Origin of the sequence: Snuella sedimenti (assembly GCF_016428595.1) — a bacterium.
Lineage (GTDB): Bacteria > Bacteroidota > Bacteroidia > Flavobacteriales > Flavobacteriaceae > Snuella > Snuella sedimenti.
Map to the genome: position 1 here is coordinate 1 of NZ_JAELVQ010000018.1, position 17,593 is coordinate 17,593.

At 35.9% G+C, this 17,593-nt stretch carries 13 protein-coding genes; 1 reads left to right on the plus strand and 12 read right to left on the minus strand.

Annotated features, from left to right (window positions below; genetic code table 11):
* Nucleotides 1–202: 202 nt before the first annotated feature.
* Nucleotides 203–508 carry a transposase gene (locus JF259_RS12780; protein WP_199115727.1) on the minus strand — a complete coding sequence of 102 codons (306 nt, stop codon included), beginning with the start codon at nt 506–508 and terminating at the stop codon, nt 203–205.
* A 115-nt stretch (nt 509–623) separates the two neighbouring features.
* Here JF259_RS12780 and JF259_RS12785 point away from each other — a divergent pair, with 115 nt between their 5' ends.
* Nucleotides 624–1,844, plus strand: a complete 1,221-nt coding sequence (locus JF259_RS12785; protein ID WP_199115728.1) for a 3-oxoacyl-[acyl-carrier-protein] synthase III C-terminal domain-containing protein — start codon at nt 624–626, stop codon at nt 1,842–1,844.
* Between the two features lie 43 nt (nt 1,845–1,887).
* On the opposite strand, the gene JF259_RS12790 is transcribed toward JF259_RS12785, so the two are convergent.
* The 11 genes from JF259_RS12790 to JF259_RS12840 form a co-directional block, all read right to left on the minus strand.
* Nucleotides 1,888–3,516 carry a right-handed parallel beta-helix repeat-containing protein gene (locus tag JF259_RS12790; RefSeq protein ID WP_199115729.1) on the minus strand — a complete coding sequence of 543 codons (1,629 nt, stop codon included), beginning with the start codon at nt 3,514–3,516 and terminating at the stop codon, nt 1,888–1,890.
* A 28-nt stretch (nt 3,517–3,544) separates the two neighbouring features.
* Complete coding sequence (locus tag JF259_RS12795) at nt 3,545–4,969, minus strand: sulfatase-like hydrolase/transferase (RefSeq protein ID WP_199115730.1); 1,425 nt, start codon at nt 4,967–4,969, stop codon at nt 3,545–3,547.
* A 120-nt stretch (nt 4,970–5,089) separates the two neighbouring features.
* Entirely contained in the window at nt 5,090–6,841 is a 1,752-nt protein-coding gene (locus tag JF259_RS12800) for a RagB/SusD family nutrient uptake outer membrane protein (protein ID WP_199115731.1), read from the minus strand.
* 34 nt (nt 6,842–6,875) lie between these two features.
* Nucleotides 6,876–10,418 carry a TonB-dependent receptor gene (locus JF259_RS12805; protein ID WP_199115732.1) on the minus strand — a complete coding sequence of 1,181 codons (3,543 nt, stop codon included), beginning with the start codon at nt 10,416–10,418 and terminating at the stop codon, nt 6,876–6,878.
* 98 nt (nt 10,419–10,516) lie between these two features.
* Nucleotides 10,517–11,470 (minus strand): FecR family protein, encoded by a 954-nt coding sequence (locus JF259_RS12810; protein WP_199115733.1) that lies wholly within the window; start codon nt 11,468–11,470, stop codon nt 10,517–10,519.
* A gap of 78 nt (nt 11,471–11,548) precedes the next feature.
* Nucleotides 11,549–12,118, minus strand: coding sequence for an RNA polymerase sigma-70 factor (locus JF259_RS12815; protein WP_199115734.1), 570 nt, complete (start codon nt 12,116–12,118; stop codon nt 11,549–11,551).
* A gap of 129 nt (nt 12,119–12,247) precedes the next feature.
* On the minus strand, nt 12,248–13,591 hold the full coding sequence (locus JF259_RS12820) for a GntP family permease (protein WP_199115735.1): 1,344 nt from the start codon (nt 13,589–13,591) through the stop codon (nt 12,248–12,250).
* Nucleotides 13,588–14,991: an NADP-dependent phosphogluconate dehydrogenase gene (gene gndA, locus JF259_RS12825; RefSeq protein ID WP_199115736.1), complete on the minus strand. Its 1,404-nt coding sequence runs from the start codon at nt 14,989–14,991 to the stop codon at nt 13,588–13,590. Before gndA ends, JF259_RS12820 begins: the two co-directional genes overlap by 4 nt.
* Nucleotides 14,984–15,490, minus strand: coding sequence for a gluconokinase (locus JF259_RS12830; protein ID WP_199115737.1), 507 nt, complete (start codon nt 15,488–15,490; stop codon nt 14,984–14,986). The genes gndA and JF259_RS12830 overlap by 8 nt, the downstream gene beginning before the upstream one ends.
* A gap of 145 nt (nt 15,491–15,635) precedes the next feature.
* A complete protein-coding gene (locus tag JF259_RS12835; protein ID WP_199115738.1) occupies nt 15,636–16,586 on the minus strand; it encodes a DUF4412 domain-containing protein in 951 nt (316 codons plus the stop codon).
* Between the two features lie 5 nt (nt 16,587–16,591).
* Nucleotides 16,592–17,485: a hypothetical protein gene (locus tag JF259_RS12840; RefSeq protein ID WP_199115739.1), complete on the minus strand. Its 894-nt coding sequence runs from the start codon at nt 17,483–17,485 to the stop codon at nt 16,592–16,594.
* Nucleotides 17,486–17,593: the final 108 nt, after the last annotated feature.

Genomic DNA, 17,593 nt, shown 5'->3' on the forward strand with positions numbered 1-17,593 from the left:
TACTACACTTGTGGGAGAGTAGGTCGTCGCCTTTCTTGAGTCCCGTTCCATACAATATGGAACGGGACTTTTTTTTTTGCCTTTTTTTTCTCCATGCCCCAAAATGGATTGTCTGGTTCACTTTCTCTTTACTTTTAGGTTTATCTTTTTAATTATTGTTTTAAGAGATGGAGTTTTTTGGATCAAGACTAATAGTTGTGTTTTAAGCATAAATTTGGGTTAATCTAAAAAGGAAGAACTCTGTATTTTTGACACCCCTGAACTGACTTCTAAAGGCTTTGATTTTAGCATTGAAAGATTCCGCCGAGGCATTAGTACTTCTGTTTATAAAATAATTTAATATCGACCTATAGTTTAAGGTTATTGTATTGGCAATGGTATTAAAAGCCCTAAATCCGGTTTGTTCGACGTCTTTATACCAATGGGCCTGTTTAGTGTACGCCGTCTGTATAGAGGTAGTTGTATTGAATATATTTCTGAGGCCTTGTACTAGGTTATATTTACGCAATTTTGATGGGATGAACTGTGTAGGAATAGTATTAACTACCTAAAAATCAACTTGTTAAATCAGTATAGTAAGACATTATTGCTTAACTTTGTGTAATGACTAAACTATAATTGATATGAACTCCATTATACTTTCTAACTTTCATCCTATAGTAGTAGGAAAATTAATAGACCAAAAGAGAATAAACCAGTACACAAAATTTTTGTACCACCACTTTCAGAATCATCCTGTCATTATAGAAAAGGAAGGAAAAGTTGAAAGAGATCTTGTTAGTTTCGAAGAGGTGTCTGATCATGTAGATAAATACGCAGTATCTTCTAATAACATAGAGAAGCGTCAGGTATTGATTTTTGACGAGGTAGAACCTTTTATTATTAAGGAAATGGATAATACGGATCCTTCTAATTATGTTTTTCCTGAGGGGTTTGAAGTGTTGCCAGAAAGCCATTATGGTCCCAAAATTGAGGTGCGTATGGACTGGTTTAAGGCGAAATTAGGTTATGTTTTTGATAAGTTTTATGAGCTATCTCATGGCAAGCCCGAAAACATTATTCATGTAACCTGTTCTGGGTATTCTTCTCCAAGTTTGGCACAAGAAGCTGTCGTTAAGCGTAATTGGGAAAATGTTAAGGTAACTCATTCTTACCATATGGGATGCTATGGTGCTTTTCCTGCTATTAGAACAGGTTCAGGTTTATTATGTTATAGTAAACATAAAGGAAGAGTAGATATTGTGCATACGGAATTGCTTTCGGTTCATTTGAATTTAACAAATTTTTCTGCAGCAAACACAATGATTTGCTCCTTGTTTTCTGATGGTTTTGTTGGGTATTCTTTATATGATGAGAATAATTTTTATAAGGATTCCAACTTACAAAATAAAGTAGGTTTAAAAATTTTGGCCTCTCATGAGGTTATTATCCCCGATTCCCTTGAAGACATGACTTGGGATTTGGGAGAATATAGTTTTTTAATGACGCTATCAAAACGTGTTCCCGTCTTTATTAAAAAGAATGTAAAGGAATTCATGACAACAATGTGTAGCAAAATTAATTTAGATTTTGAAGCGGAGAAGAGAGCAATGTATTTTGCGATACATCCCGGAGGGCCCAAAATTATTGATTATGTAGTTAGGGAGTTAGATATTGATAAGAAGCAAGCACAATGGTCCTATGAGGTTTTAAAGCACAATGGAAATATGTCGTCTGCAACGATTCCTCATATTTTTCATGAGATCGTAAACGATCCAAATATTAAGCCAAATACAAAAGTTATTGCAATTGCATTTGGACCTGGTTTAACAGCTACTGGATTAGTATTGGAAAAAGTGGATTAAAGGAGCTTAATATTATCCTCAAAATCAACTACACTGAATATAATTAATCAATTTCTATAGCTCCCAAATCTGGTAACCCCTTAATTGGGTTGCCTAGAATGTCTTTAAGGGGATTTAATTTTACTACCAATCCAATGGAATCTTGAGGTAGTTTGGGAATTACAATGCCATAATTTTTTATTAGTTCTACATTCTCAGGAATATAATCTTTCATTTGGTTTCCGCCTTTTTGGTGAAAACGAACGTTACCAAATAAAGGGTTAGCATCCTGTAAACATTGGTCTTCTGGCCAACTTTTATTATGAAGGAACAGGTTGTTAGTGAAAATAACATTGGTAGCTTTCCAGACACCTTCCTTTTCCGGATTGTATTGGTCCCCTTTTACAGATATGGAAGCTCCCTCAATATGAAATATATTATTGGCTATTAAAATGCCCCTGGCAGCACGGTCTATAGCTATTTTGGCATCAATAGTTTTTGAAACGTAAATGGTATTGTTATAGATATAGCTATTGAATGGTCCTTTTCTTTTAACCTTACTGCCATTATAGCCACTCAGCCATAAAATTTTCCCTTCCTGAAAAGCCTCATTTGAGCCTTTAACACGATAACCATCATTTACACTAATATTATAGCGGTATGCACAATTATAGTTGTTTCCCAGAATTTCGCAGAAGCCTCCGGCGTTATTGGCACTGAAATTATATTGCAGGATGATATTACTACAGTTAAAATCGATATGTGCACCGGCTGAGTCTCCTGGTCCGTTAGCATTTATAAACTTATTCTTTTCTATCAAAACGTTTGAAGAGCCCCAGGTCCAGAGACCGCTACCGCGTCCCCATTTTCTCGGATCGTCATTGCTGCCGGACCGGTCTACTGTATTTTTATAAACATGACCGTTGGAAACCCCGGACATTTGAATGCCCGGACCACCGGTATTATTAACTTTACTATTTGAAATCCGGAAATCTGTGAGACCAAAATGCACATCATTGGTTCTAACAGTAAGCTTAATACCGGTATGACTTATATTTGTTATAACTGAAGAGTCGATAGAGATATTCCTGAAATAGGCCGAATCCAGATTATTGATAAAACGAATGCCCCAGCCATAATTTTGAACGCCGTTAGGGGTTCTAACTTCTTCTTTAGGCCTTTTGAAACCCTTTTTTTCAAAGAATATATCGCTTACATATAAGTTCTTTAGTTTAATATGCTCATAGGTTCCCGGTTTTGAGGTCTTTACCAATATTCCACAGCGCATATATTTACGATTTTCACCAATTAGCATTGAATCAAGCATACCTTTTGTAACAACCAGGTCATATATTTCAATAAAAGAGCTGTTTTCTATTTCTATACCTCCTATTATTTGAGGCGGGGTGTTTTTATTTGTAAGCTTCGATTGATAGCTTAAAATTTTGATAGGAGCTGTTAGATTTCCTTTTATATCCTTTAGAGCTATATCTCCGGTAAAGGTTTGCCCTTGAGCCAGATAAACATGATCTCCCGGATTGAGTTTAATGGTATTCAGTTTTGAAATACTGCGCCAGGGTTTTTCTTCTGAAGTCCCCAAATTATCATCGTTACCGGTTTGTGTATTGAAAAAGTATGCCTTAGCCTCATTTTTTAAAGTACAGGAATTTAAAATAAGAACCAGTAAAAACATGACCGTTTTGTAGCAAATAGTGATATGCTTAATATTTTTCCACATCGGTAAATCGGTCGGGGTGTTGCTTATTATATATATTATTGTGCCTTAAGCCTAGAAATATGGGATCCATATTTTCACTGTCCCAGATATCGTGTTTGGTTTTAAGGTCATGTCTCAGCGAGTCATTATTTATAGGAGTAGTTTCACTAATGTCATTGGCTAAATTATATAAACCCACTTCTCCTTTTTTATTTTTTACAAGTTTCATGTCACCTTGCCTAATCGTATAGGCTTCGGCATCATAATGCCTCCAAAATAAATGCTCATGGGGTCGACTTTTATCTAATCCTTGTAAATAGGGGATAAGATTGGTGCCGTCTATCTGATGTTTTGGTGATACACCGGCTAAGGCTACTGCCGTAGCAAAAATATCTAATGATATGACAGGTTGATTGTATAGCTGTCTGGCTGGGATGGTTCCCGGCCATTGTACTGCAAAGGGCACTCGAATGCCTCCTTCATGTAAAGATCCCTTCCCTTCTCTTAGTTTACCATTATTAGCACCGTGTTGTTCTGGACCACCGTTGTCTGAAAGGAAAAATACAATGGTGTTATTTTCTATATCCAGTTCTCTTAATTTGTTCAATAAACTACCTACACCATCATCTACCGCACTTACCATAGCGGCATAGGTTTTACGCTTTTTATCTTTAATATCCGTATATCTGGATAAATATTTTTCTGTTGCTTGCAATGGTGTATGGGGCGCATTATAGGCGAGGTATAGAAAAAATGGGTTTTCAGCGTTACGTTCTACAAAATTCACGGCTTCCCTTGATAAAGCATCGGTTAAATATTCGTTTTCTTCAACACGATCATTATTGCGTAGTAGTTTGGTGTTATAGGCATCGCCTTGTGAAGTAACTTCAGAAATATCCTGTTTGGTCCACTGTTCTGGGAAATATTTGTGTCCACCCGTTAAAAAGCCAAAGAACTCATTAAACCCCCTTTTAAGTGGACGTTGGGATTTGTGAGCACCCAAGTGCCATTTACCAATAGCCATACTTTGGTATCCAGCCTTACCTACTGCATCTGCTAGCGTTTCCTCAGATGTAGGCAAGCCCTGTAAGGAATCTTTAGGAGCAAAAAGCGGATTACGTCCAAAACCAAACCTGTCCTGGTAGCGCCCGGTTATTAGCCCAGCCCGGCTAGGGCCACATACCGCATAACTTACATAACCATTAGTGAAGATGGTACCATTGTTGGCTAATTGATCGATGTTTGGGGTTTTGATATCCTCACTGCCATTAAACCCCACATCTTTGTATCCCAGATCGTCTGCCAATATAACAATAACGTTCGGTTTAATTGGAGGAGTAGAAGGAGAGGAGTTATCTTTTTTTACTTTATTCTCACAGTTGTAAAGAAAAATTAAAAATAGTGATACCAGAAAATAGTTTAGTTTCATTATAAAGATTTATTGGTTATGCTGAAATTATAGATGTCTAATATGGATAAGGGGAATCCATCAAGTAGGTTTAAATTAAAACAGGCGAAGTCAAATTGACTTCGCCTGTTTTCAACTTAATTATTGCTCATACCCAGGATTTTGGACGAAATTAGGATTGTCTCCAAGAAGGGAGCTACTAAATGGTAAATAGTAACGTTCCGGACCAAATGATCTAACTTGGGTTTCAGCATTTTTTAAGGTTATAATATAAGTGTCGGTAGCTAGTTTATAATCAAATACTAGTCCTCGCGTTCTAACATTATCCAAATATTGTGGTGCGATACGCCAACGGATAAGGTCCCAGAATCTGTGATCTTCAAAACACAATTCTACTTGGCGTTCATGACGTATATTGTCTTCGGTAGCCACAGTCCTTAAAGGCATGCCTGCACGGTCACGAATTTGGTTAATGGCATCTAAGGCTTCGTCTGTTTTTCCTAAATAAAAAGCGGCCTCAGCAAAATTCATCAAAGTTTCACCATACCGGAATACAATGTAATCCTGTCCGGATTGACCCGCAGCAGGGTTGGGGTTGTCTCCATCAACTTTTTTCCTTCTTAATAAAGAGGTGTTTCTTCGGTTTCTAGGTTGGCTAGCTTGTGGCATTTCTGTACCATCTAAGCGTGTTTCAGTTGCGTTGGTACTATTAACGGTTGAACCATTAGCTAATACGGTTCTCCTATGAAACCATACAGGCTCTCCTTTGAACTCACATTCTGGATAAAAGACAGAGGCTCTGAACCGCGGATCTCGATTACCGAAGAAATCATTGATGTCCCATTCATTTGAAGCTGTTAATAGCGACCTATCTATTTTACCCGACCGTCCATCGGTAAAATCAAACAGTTCTACAAAATCATAAAGCACTGGGAAATTAGAATTCCACGACGCGCCAAAACCTTGAGGGTAAGCATAAAGATCTAAACTATGGCCTCGAATTACTGGTTCCCAAACTTCAGCAAAGATAGTCTCAGGATTAGAGTCACCTTCAGTTAAGAAAATGGAAGCATAATTTACTACTTTATCACTGTCCGAATCCATTAGGCTAAACATGCCAGAATCCATAATAGCTTTTGAGGCATCATAGCTTTTTTGAAAGTAGGAATTAGCCAAACTAGCATCTATACCGGTCACTCCATTAGGTCCTATACCGCCGTTTCTTGCAATACTGGCAGCATATAGCATGGCTCTACTTTGCAGCATAAGTACTGTGTACTTATCGACACGTCCATTTGCACCACTTTTTACATCATTAAAATCACTTAAAATAGCTTGTGCTTCGTTGTAGATAAAATCATATACTTCTTGTTCTGTATTTCTGGGAAGGTACAACTCTTCTTCGGGATCATCTTGGCTTTGAACTTTAGTTATTATGGGTACTCCCCCAAAGCGTTTTGCCATTTCAAAATAATTATAAGCTCTTAAGAAGCGAGCTTCCGCCTTCTTAGATTGTATGTAATTTTGATCTAAAGTTTCACTAGTCTCAATATTTTCTAATAGATAGTTAATGTCTCTGTTAAGAGCGTATTCCCAATGGTCTAAGGGACCAGGGCCAGTAGCCTCAGTATACTGTCTTAAAAAGGCATTGTTTGGTGTTTGCCAGTTGGCAAAATTAATATGTTCTGCACCTACAGCTGCCCACATCCCCATGTTTTGAGATGCTGAAATTTGGAATTCTGAACGATTGTATAAGCTTGCAACATATGCCTCTGTAAGTGCTTCCGATTCGAAAACAACATTTTCGGAAATGAAATTAGCGTCCTTGGTTAATTGGTCATCACAACTAAATAATAATAAAGACAGACTGAATATATATAAGATTTTTTTCATGTTATAATTCTTTTAATTAATTACTTTTCACATATTAAAGTCCAATACGAACTCCAAATGTATAGGTTCTCAATAGAGGTAAAGAATAGCCTGAGTTATTATAAGCTTGTTCAGGATCTATTAGATCTTCATAAATACCTAATTTTGTAAAAGCAAATAAATTATCTCCAGTTAGATAAAATGTACAGTTGTTAAAACCAATTTTATCTAGGGTTTTTTGAGACAGGTTATATGATAGTGTGGCTGTTTTAAGACGAACGTAGGTACCATCTTTTTGCCAAAAATCCGAAAAGTTATCATTCCAAATTCTGCTTCCGTCATTATTATATGCAGGTAGCTTAGCATTAGGGTTGTTTCCTGTTCCTGGGCTATTTGGATCCTGGGTCCAACTATATTTAGCATGCAATGTTAAAGGTACTTGTTCATTATTGAACGGTGCTCTCATATTGCCACCACTAATATTTACATTAAAAAGTGAGGCACCCTGCCATAACATAGCAAGAGAAAAGTTTTTATAGGTCAACCTCGTATTTAAACCATAGGTAATGTCTGGATCGGAACCATATCCTATTTCACGTCTATCGTAAAGGTCGATAACACCATCAGGTGTACCATCAGGCCCGTTTACATCCACATAACGAATATCACCTACTTTTGGCGATCCATCGAGTGTTTCAAATGTATGTGAGACTACATAATCATCTAATTCAGTTTGAGTATTAATTAGCCCATCACTAATATAACCAAAGCTTCTGTTTATGTAGCGCCCATTACGTAAATTGATGCGTACTTGGTTAGGGTCATCAAGGTTAATATCTTGAGCCCAATCGCCATATCTAGCTCGGGCAAAACTAAAGTTACCAGATAAATCCAGTTTTAAATCACCAATACTACCTTTGTACCCTATAATGAATTCAAAACCATGGTCGTTGGTTGAATTTAAATTTACTTGTGGCAAATTAGCTCCAAACGTGGATGGAACACTTTCAATATCGGCAGCAACTAAACCTTCACTAAGCCTATAAAAAACATCAACGTTACCATAGAATTTTCCATTTAATAGCCTGAAATCCAATCCAGCATTGTATAATGTGTTCTTTATCCATGTTAACCTGTCGTTTACTAGTCCAGCCGTAATAATATTGGTTACTGGATTGCCATCTAAATAATACACGGAACTTAGTTCATTAAAGCCTGTAAGATAGTCGAATGAAGTATTTCCAATATTAGAATCCTTTCCTGTTTTACTATAGGACAAACGCAGCTTTAATTCGTTAATAGCAGAATTTTTTAGAAAGTTTTCTTTGGCTATATTCCATCCTAAAGAAACTGAAGGAAAATAACCCCACCTTACTTTAGGTGATACTTTAGAGCTTGCATCGGCACGCAATGTGGCTTCTAATAGGTATTTGTCGTCAAAGGCATAATTAAAGCGACCAGCAAAGCTTATACGTGAATACTCTAGAGGTCTTGCTGTTCCAAATGTGGTTGTATTGGCATCGTCTCCAGCTTCTATAGTTGGTACATCGTCAGATAAAAGATTTCTTCTTGTAGCAGCAAGTTGATCCACTTCATTGTCTTCCTTTTCCATGAATGCCAATGCGCCAATTTTGTGTTTTCCAAAATTATTGTTGTAATTTAAATAAAAACGCGATAGGAAACGTACCCTAGGGTCACTACCACTACTTGTCACACCTTTAGAAAAACTAGGTTCTTGATTTACGGTTTGTATTGGTGTATAATTGGCATCTTCTTCATTATATTGATATACAGTATATGTTTTGCTCAAGTCTTCAAAATAAATACGGCGCATTCTTACATTGGCTTTAGCCCCTATGGTTAAACCTTGTAAAAAGGGTACGTTGTATTTAAGTTCCATTGCTGCAGCTAGGGTTTCCAGAGTAGTTAAACTGTAGCCTCCAAACTTTTTCTGGGTTCTGGCTACAGGTGAACGTTCGGTAAAACCACTATAAGGAGCACGATTCGGATCAGGAAGTTCTGGACGGAAGAATGGTTGTGCCGTTCTTAGGTCATTCCAAATGGTTCCTACGCCATATGCGGCATAATCACGAGTTTCATCAATATATGAGCTATTCAGGGATAAGGATAAGTCATCAGTAATTTTAGCATCTAAATTATTAGTAAGATTTAACTTTTTATAACTGTAGTCCCCTTTAAAAATACCATCCTGGGTTAAAAGTCCTAAGGATGTGTAAAAACGAACTTTTTCTGATCCGCCATTGGCACTAATGTTATGGGATGTTATTTGGCTGCCTCCACCTTTTAATAACGCATCAACCCAATTATAACTTTGTTTTGCTCCAGACTCGTATTCGGCTAAATAGTCTTCGGTAAAATCTCCATAAGCAATTGGATCATTGGAGTTGGCAGGGTCATATTGTGCATTGAAACTACCATTACGTTTAGCTTTTATATAGTCTGCTGCAGTAACTGGAGTAGGAAACTTTACAGGTTTTTGGATACCAGCATACCCATGATAATTTAGTTCTACCTTACCAGACTTTCCGCGTTTTGTTGTAATAAGAATTACACCATCTCCCCCTCGTACACCATAAATTGCAGCCGATGCATCTTTTAACACAGATATAGTTTCTATGTCGTTAGGATCTATTCTATCCAAGAAAGACTCTACGCCGTCTACAATAACCAACGGGCTTCCAAAACCACGTATGCTTAGGCTTACATTGTCATTTCCGGGAAGGCCAGGAGTTTGGTTTGTGATAACTCCTGGAATTTGGCCGACAATTAAACCTTTAACGTTGGTTGCAGGTGTAGTAACAACGTCGTCAGCTTTTATAGAGGCTACAGATCCTGTAACATTTATTTTCTTTTGGACGCCATAACCAACCACAACAACTTCTTCCAATTGTGAGGCAGCTTCTTCCAAAGTAATATTTATAGTTGATTGGTTATTAATGTTTATTTCTTTAGTTGCGTATCCTATATAGGAAAAAACCAGAACATCATTAGTTTTGGGAGCATTAATAGAGTAGTTGCCATCAAAATCGGTTGTTGTACCTAAGGTCGTCCCTTTTATAATAATACTTACGCCGGGGAGGGGCATACCTGTATTATCTGTTACCGTTCCCGAAATCTTTTGTTGTAAGGATGAACTGATAAACTCATTGATCATTTCTAGGGTTAGAGATGAAACAATAGCATCTTCGTTCGATTTTAAAATGTTCTCAAGTTTTAATTTTAGTTCCGGTTGGTTCTTTGGATATAAAATGATTTGGTTTCGAACAAAACTGAAGTCTATTTCAGTATCAATGAATAACATTTTTAGTGCTTCTTCTAAATCGGCATTTGTAACATTTAAAGAGCGTTTTTTGTTTACATTAATAATGGAACTGTTATAGAAGAAGCTATAGTTACTTTCTCCTTCAATCGTATTTAAAATAGTTTTAATCTTTTCATTTTTTGCATTTAAACTAATGCTCTGTGAGTAAGCATCAATTGCAAAAATTTTGGTCAGAGAGATACAAATAAGTACTAAATAAATTTTCATAATCCGTACAATAGGGATTTTTGAAAAAAAGAGTGTCTTTTTTTTCATACTTTTGTGTGATTTTAATTGTTTAATTACTAAGTGATATGTGTGGTTAAATGATTTATTATATGAAGGTGAGTGTGGCAGCACTCACCTTTTTGCATTTATTTTTTAGGATTTAAGGTTATACGATTATTTTTAATGTGATAGGTAATGGGGGATGATATCTCGAATATCTCTAAAATCTGGTTAATACTGAAATTATCGAATACCCCATTATATTTATAGTTATAAATGTCTTTGGATTCTACAATGAAGGTTACATTATAAGCGCGTTCAAGATCTCTTAAGACCTGTGCCATAGGCGTTTCATTATAGATAAATTTGTTCTCTTTCCAAGAGGTGAATTTTTTTGTGTCTACTTTTTCAACAATTATTTTATCTTTTTCTTTAATGTAAGTTGCTTGTTGGGAAGGAACTAAATCTATAGTGGTACTGTCTTGTTCTTTTATTACTTTCACTTTACCAGTTACCAAAGTCGTTTTGATATCCTTATCTTCTGCATAGGATTTAATATTAAAGGAAGTACCCAGTACTTTTATTTTCATCCCATTTTCAAGAGATACAATAAATGGCTTGTCTTGGTTTTTGGTAACCTCAAAAAAGGCTTCTCCTTTTAAAGTTACTTCCCGGGTATTACCAATAAAATGTTTGGGATAGGATAAAACACTGTTTGCGTTAAGCGTTACTTTCGTACTGTCTTCAAGTAAGACATACCGCTTTTCGGCTTTTTTAGTGGTTGCAAGTGCCAGGGTGTTTTGTTCGTTTTCGTAAGATATTGGTTTGGAAATGTTGAAAGTCACAAATGCTGCAATTAAAATAATTGCCGCAATGGCTATGCCGCTGTAGATGAACTTTTTATGATTATTTGATGAATCTTTTTGTTCGTAAATAGTGTTGATGTTTACTTTGTTTAAGGAAGCAGCTACGTGTTTGGCTTTTAAAATTTCGTATTGTGCTCTCTTTTTTGGGTTTTTAAGAAGCCAATCAATAACTTCCTTTTCCCTCTCATTAGAAAGTTCACCTTTAATTAAATTATGTATATCTTTTTTACGCATTTGTACAAAGTAAATTTTACTCTATATTACTACATACGTAGATATAAGATACCATCCCCTAGTCGAAAATGATTTTTTTTATAAAAACGGTAAAAAGTCTTTGAGATGAATGCGCAAATGGCGTAAAGCCTTGGTGATATGGTTCTCTATTGTTTTTGTGGAGATATTCATTTCAGCCGATATTTCCTTATGTTTTAATCCTTCAAAACGACTTTTAATAAATATAAGTTGGCATTTTTTAGGCAGAAGCGCAATACTTTCTTCTATTTTCTTTTGAAGTTCCTTTTCAATGATGTGCGATGCCGTTTCGTTGGATAAGGCATTGTAATTTAAAAGGTTTTTTTGTTGTAATAGGTTCGTTTCCAATGATAGCGTGTGCTTTTTACTTCTTAAGAAATCGAGACATGTGTTTTTTACAATCCGGTATAAATACCCCGTTATATTGTCGTCGCTGTTTAACGTATCCTTTTTACGCCATACTTTCATAAAAGCGTCCTGTAAAACTTCTTCAGCATCTTCTTTTGAGGGGATATAGCTTTGTGCAATTTTTAATAGGAATGGGTAATGTAATTTATAAAGTATGTCAAACAAATCCTCAGATTCTGAAGGGTTTAAAGGAATTGTATTCTTTGATTTATTACCAGACACAACAAAGTATATTTGTACAATGATACAAAAATTAACATTAAATTATGAAAGATAACTTTAATTTAAGGCTTTTATGTAGGAATATGAGTCTATATATAGTAGTGTTTTAAAGTTTGGAGCAATTAAACTTTAAATGAGCAAGGACAAAAAGAATGTGCTTGCCAGACCGATTAAGGCTAAAATAGTTGTCATGACTGTCCATGACTTAAATGTTTGTTTTTCAGAAAGCCCAAGATATTTACTAACCAGCCAAAAACCACTATCGTTAACATGTGACATAATAGTTGCACCTGATGCAATTGCAATAACGATTAAAGCCTTTTGGGGTTCCGATAGTGAAGCATCGGTTATTAGGGGGGAGGTTAAACCGGCTGCAGTAATCATAGCAACCGTGGCAGAACCTTGAAGTATTCTAACAAGTGCTGCTGCAATGAAAGCAAATAGGAGGATGCTGATACCCGCGTTTGAAAAGTAATTGGCAAGCATAGTTCCCGTTCCCGTGTTGACCAGCATTTGTTTGAAAACACCACCCGCTCCCGTTAGGAGTATAATTATTCCGGCAGGCCCCATGGATTGGGTTGTTATATCTAAAAGTTTTTCTTTTGAAAAGCCTTTTAGAATACCCAGGGCATACCAGGCTATTAAATTGGCTATAATCAATGCAGAAAAGGGATGACCAATCATGGTTAACCAGTGTGCTACTTTTTGGGGTAGTATGTTTTGACCAATCGGACTATTAAATAGCGTGTTTAAAATAATTAAAACGATTGGAGTGGCTATGATGCTTAGAATAAGACGCACCGAAGGGTAGGTCTTAAGGGTATTGTTATCCATTTTTAATTTAGGAGCTTCTATATGAATGTGTTTAGCGATGTATTTGGCAAATATAGGGCCACATACTATAGCTGTTGGTATTCCTACAATAAATCCCATGAGAATAACCCAACCCAAATTGACTTTAATAATATCGGCAACAGCCACGGGACCAGGAGTAGGTGGAATGAATGAATGTGTAATAGCTAGTCCGGCTAACAACGGAATGCCATAAAGAAGTAGTGATTTGCCTGTTTTTCTTTGTAGCGCATATATTATAGGTACTAAGATAATAAATGCCACATCAAAGAAAACAGGAATGGCTACTAGAAAACCTGTTAACATCAATGCCCAAGAAGCGTATTTTTCTCCAAACTTGTTTATAAGGAATTTTGCTAAAGATTCGGCACCACCTGAGTGTTCCAAAATAGCGCCAAACATAGCACCCAAACCAACGACAACTGCAACAAAGCCAAGGGTATTACCCATACCTTCTTGTATGGTTTTAATAATAGATAATGGGGACATACCAGATAGCACACCAACCCCAATACTGGCTATGAGTAAGGCTATAAATGCCTGTATTTTAAAATAAAGAATGAGTACAAGTAAAATGATTATACCTATTAGTACAGCCGATAGTAAGGTGAAATCTATCATAGTTTATGCCAATTTGTATGAAAAAAATTATGATTGGATGCATCTACCCTTTGGTAGGTGTGCGCTCCAAAGTAATCTCTTTGAGCTTGAATTATATTGGCTGAAAGTCTTTCGGTTGTCATAGCAATCCAATAATTATTAGCAGCCGAAAACACATCTAGAGGAACCCTATTTGTTAGCCCATTAATAAGAACAGATTTTATAGCTTGCTCGTTTGCCTTAAGTGTCTCAATAATGTTGGAATTTTCAAATAGGTCATGATTATTACTAAAATAAGAAATACAATTGTTCATTAATTCTGAACGAATGATGCAACCATTGGTCCAAATTCTTGATATCTCCGACAGATTGAGGCGCCATTTATATAATTTAGAGGCTTCATTAAGTAATTGAAAACCTTGTTGATGATTAATTATTCTGGCGAATTCATAGGCTTTTTTTATAGTCTTATTGTGTATGTTGCTATCACTATCGCTTGACCCTGTTATCAATTTAGACAATGCACTTCTCTTATCTTTAAAAGAAGAGATATAACGTGCAAATACTGCTGAAGCCATCATTGTATTTGCCGTTCCAAGATCAAAAGCGGCCTTGGTTGACCAGGAGCCTGTTCCTTTGTTACCGGCTTTATCTAAAATTAAATCAAGAACATATCTATTTCCTTCTTTGGCGGTTAAAATATCTGCTGTTATTTTTAATAAGTAGCTGTTTAAGTTTCCTGAGTTCCATTCTACAAATAGTTCTTTAATTTCTTCATTTGATCTGCTAACAGACAAAAGCGCATATACTTCGGCTAGTAGTTGCATTTCCCCATATTCAATACCGTTGTGTACCATTTTTACAAAGTGGCCTGATCCATCAGGGCCGATATAGGAACAGCATTTAGAACCTCGTATATCGGTTGCTGCTATGGACTCTAATACAGGAGCCACCATGTCGTAACTTTGAAGGTCACCACCCGGCATTAATGAAGGACCTTTGCGAGCACCTTCTTCTCCTCCTGAGATACCAAGGCCTATAAAATTTATTTTTTTTTCTTTTAAAAATTGCTGCCGCCTTTTGGTATCTTGATAATGTGAATTACCACCATCAATAAGAATATCACCTTCTGAAAGTAAGGGTGTTAACAAGTCAATAAGCTGGTCGATAGCCTTACCGGCCTTAATCATTATTAATATTTTTCTGGGATGTTCTAAAGAATCTATAAAATTGTTCAGGCTTGTAAATCCATTGATCCGCATATGTTCTTCCTGCAACTCAAGGAATTCGTTTACTACTTTTTCTTCACCTTCTATTGTTCGGTTGTATACGGATAGTGAATGTCCTTTTTCGGCAATATTCAAACTTAAATTTTTGCCCATAACGCCCAGGCCAATAAGTCCAAAGCTAGATTTATTCATGTACAGCTATTTTTAATGAGATTGTATTGATAATGGTTTCAGGTGGGTGTGATATGTCGATATGAACTCCATATTTGGGGATTTCCAGATCGTTAAATTGCGATTTTAATAAATCGGCTTTCATAAAATGACCTTCCCGTTGTTGCATTCGGGAAAATATTAAGTCAAAAGATCCAGAAAGGTAAACCCAGGTTACGTATGCCTTTGAAGACAATATGGTTCTGTAGTTTTCCTTTAAAGCGGAACAGGCTAGGACAACCCCGCTGGTTTCAGACCATTTTTGTAAGGCTTTGGAAAGTGTTTCTAGCCATGGTAAACGATCAGTGTCATTTAAGGCAACTCCTTGTTTCATTTTATTGATGTTTTCCTGTGAATGGAAATTATCGGCATCAAAAAAAGGAAGTTTTAATCTTTTTGATAGCAATTTGCCTATGGTTGTCTTACCACAGCCACTAACTCCCATAATGATAATAACAGTTTTGCCCTGTTTTATATCCATGTTAATTTATTCGAGGAATTAGTGTGTAAGATATAATTTTTTGAATATAATTACAATTTTTATATTAATGTTATAAATGACTAGTTACAGCGGGATGAGGCAATGTGTGAAATTGATCCAAAAGGAAATCGTTTGATAACTAATTTTATAATCCCATTTTCATGAATTGATAGTCTTTTTTATGGAAGTTTGTTTGCTTTTCCTCAAGACTAATAGCTGTCATTTTCATACTTTGTTTTTTCCTTTTACTAATAAACTCTAATTCCATGAGTAAGGCCTCTTCTTTTAAAATATCGAATAGTTGCGGATCACTAAACCCCTTAGGAGCCGCTTTACCTGAGAAGGCAAAAAAAGCACTAAAATTAACGGGAGCGTCCAAAGTAAAATATAGAATGGCTTTCCCATCTTTATTTTCTAATTCTATGCCGTAGCATGTGTATCCCAGAATGGTTTTAGAGCCTATTTCCTTGTAAGTATAATTGCGGTCTACATCTGTTACTTCTTTTTTTGAGGGGTCTTTAAGTTTGGTAACCATTCCCATTTTTTGGTCGCCGTAGTGGCTAAACATGACCATGGCTTCTGATTTAAAATCGAAAACCATCATGGCTTTTCCTCCTGACTTTTTTATTTCTTCATTTTCTACATCCATGGCGTAGTAATCTTTGTCTGTATTCAAGAAGAAATTCATGATGTAATCGGCATTGTCCGATTTTTTCTTACTCGTTATATTCATGTTGGTTTTAAATTCCCAATCAAAATGATAAGTATCGGGTAATCCCTCTACTTTATTGTCCTTAAATCCCATTAAAGGCGTTGTAGTTGTAGAAGATATCCTTTGATTTGTTTTTTGTATAGAATCATTAGTGGGTTCTGTTATTTCCTCGTTGTTATTGTCAACAGTTTTGTTTTTATTGCCTTCTAAAGCGTCATCAATTGTTTTTTCGGTTTTTTCGGTAACCTTTTCTTCTGTTTTTCTTAAAATGGTTTGCTCAGCAGCTTGTTCTGCTTTCTTTTTTAGCTTCTTTAAAAATTGTGCTTCAGCAGTATAGCTAATGCTTATGGAAAGCATAGTGAATAGGATGTATTTGATTTTCATGGCCTTTATTTTTTTTGTTTGTCTTTTTTATTGTGTTTCCAGGGTTCTAGTCCTTTTTCTAAAGGAAGTAGTTTTCCTAAGGGGCCTGGTATAATAGACTGTTCTACTGCATCAGGAATTTTAACGGTACATTCTTTATAGGTGAATACAAATTTCCCTTTGGGTTCGTCCTTAAATTGGGGGTTGGTAGAATTGATATATAGTTCGCTTAATCGGTCTTGATCATCAAACTGAATATAGCTTCCCGGATAATCCGGGAAGTTGTAGTTAAACCGGATACAATTTTCGGAGCCATTACAGGGGACTTTTTCAGGTGTGTAAGAGTTGCTGTCGTTAAAATGATCAGGTTTGTAAATAAATGCCATTTCAAGTATTAAGAAGTTAAGTCCAGAGCCTATAGATTCTAATGCTTTAAAAGCTTCGAAATAGGGTTGTTGGGGAAGTTTATATACTTGTGTTGTTAAACCGGCAGTCATAAAACCCATAGAACTCGAAGGTAATAGCTTCATTGTTTCATAATATCCTTTTTCGTTGTTATAGGCATAAAATTTACCTGTATCATCATGATAAATAGGTTTTTCATTATTTACTTGTTCTGTACGCATGGCTATGACTTCCGAATCAAAGAAGGCTGTTTGAACCAATTGCCCATCATTATACAAAGCCATAATAACATCCTTATTAAAGAAGTCTTTTGCAGCATTTAGGTGTAACTCTTCAGTTTCGTCGTATTCAGGGCCTAAATTCGGATCGTACGCTGTGCTATCGTATTTTACGTCTTCACTGGTTTGTATGCCTTTTTCCTTAGCACGCTCCTTAAGCTTTTCTAAAAGTTGAGCTTCGGCATAGAAACAGTAGAGAAGTCCGACAAGGGTTAAAAAATACACTTTGGATTTCATAATTCTTTTCAGTTTATAAAAACACTAAAGACATGGTGTACAAAGAAATGATTACTTTATTATTTCCCTAACTTTAATGGATAGCGTTTTTAGTTTGTTTTTTTATGT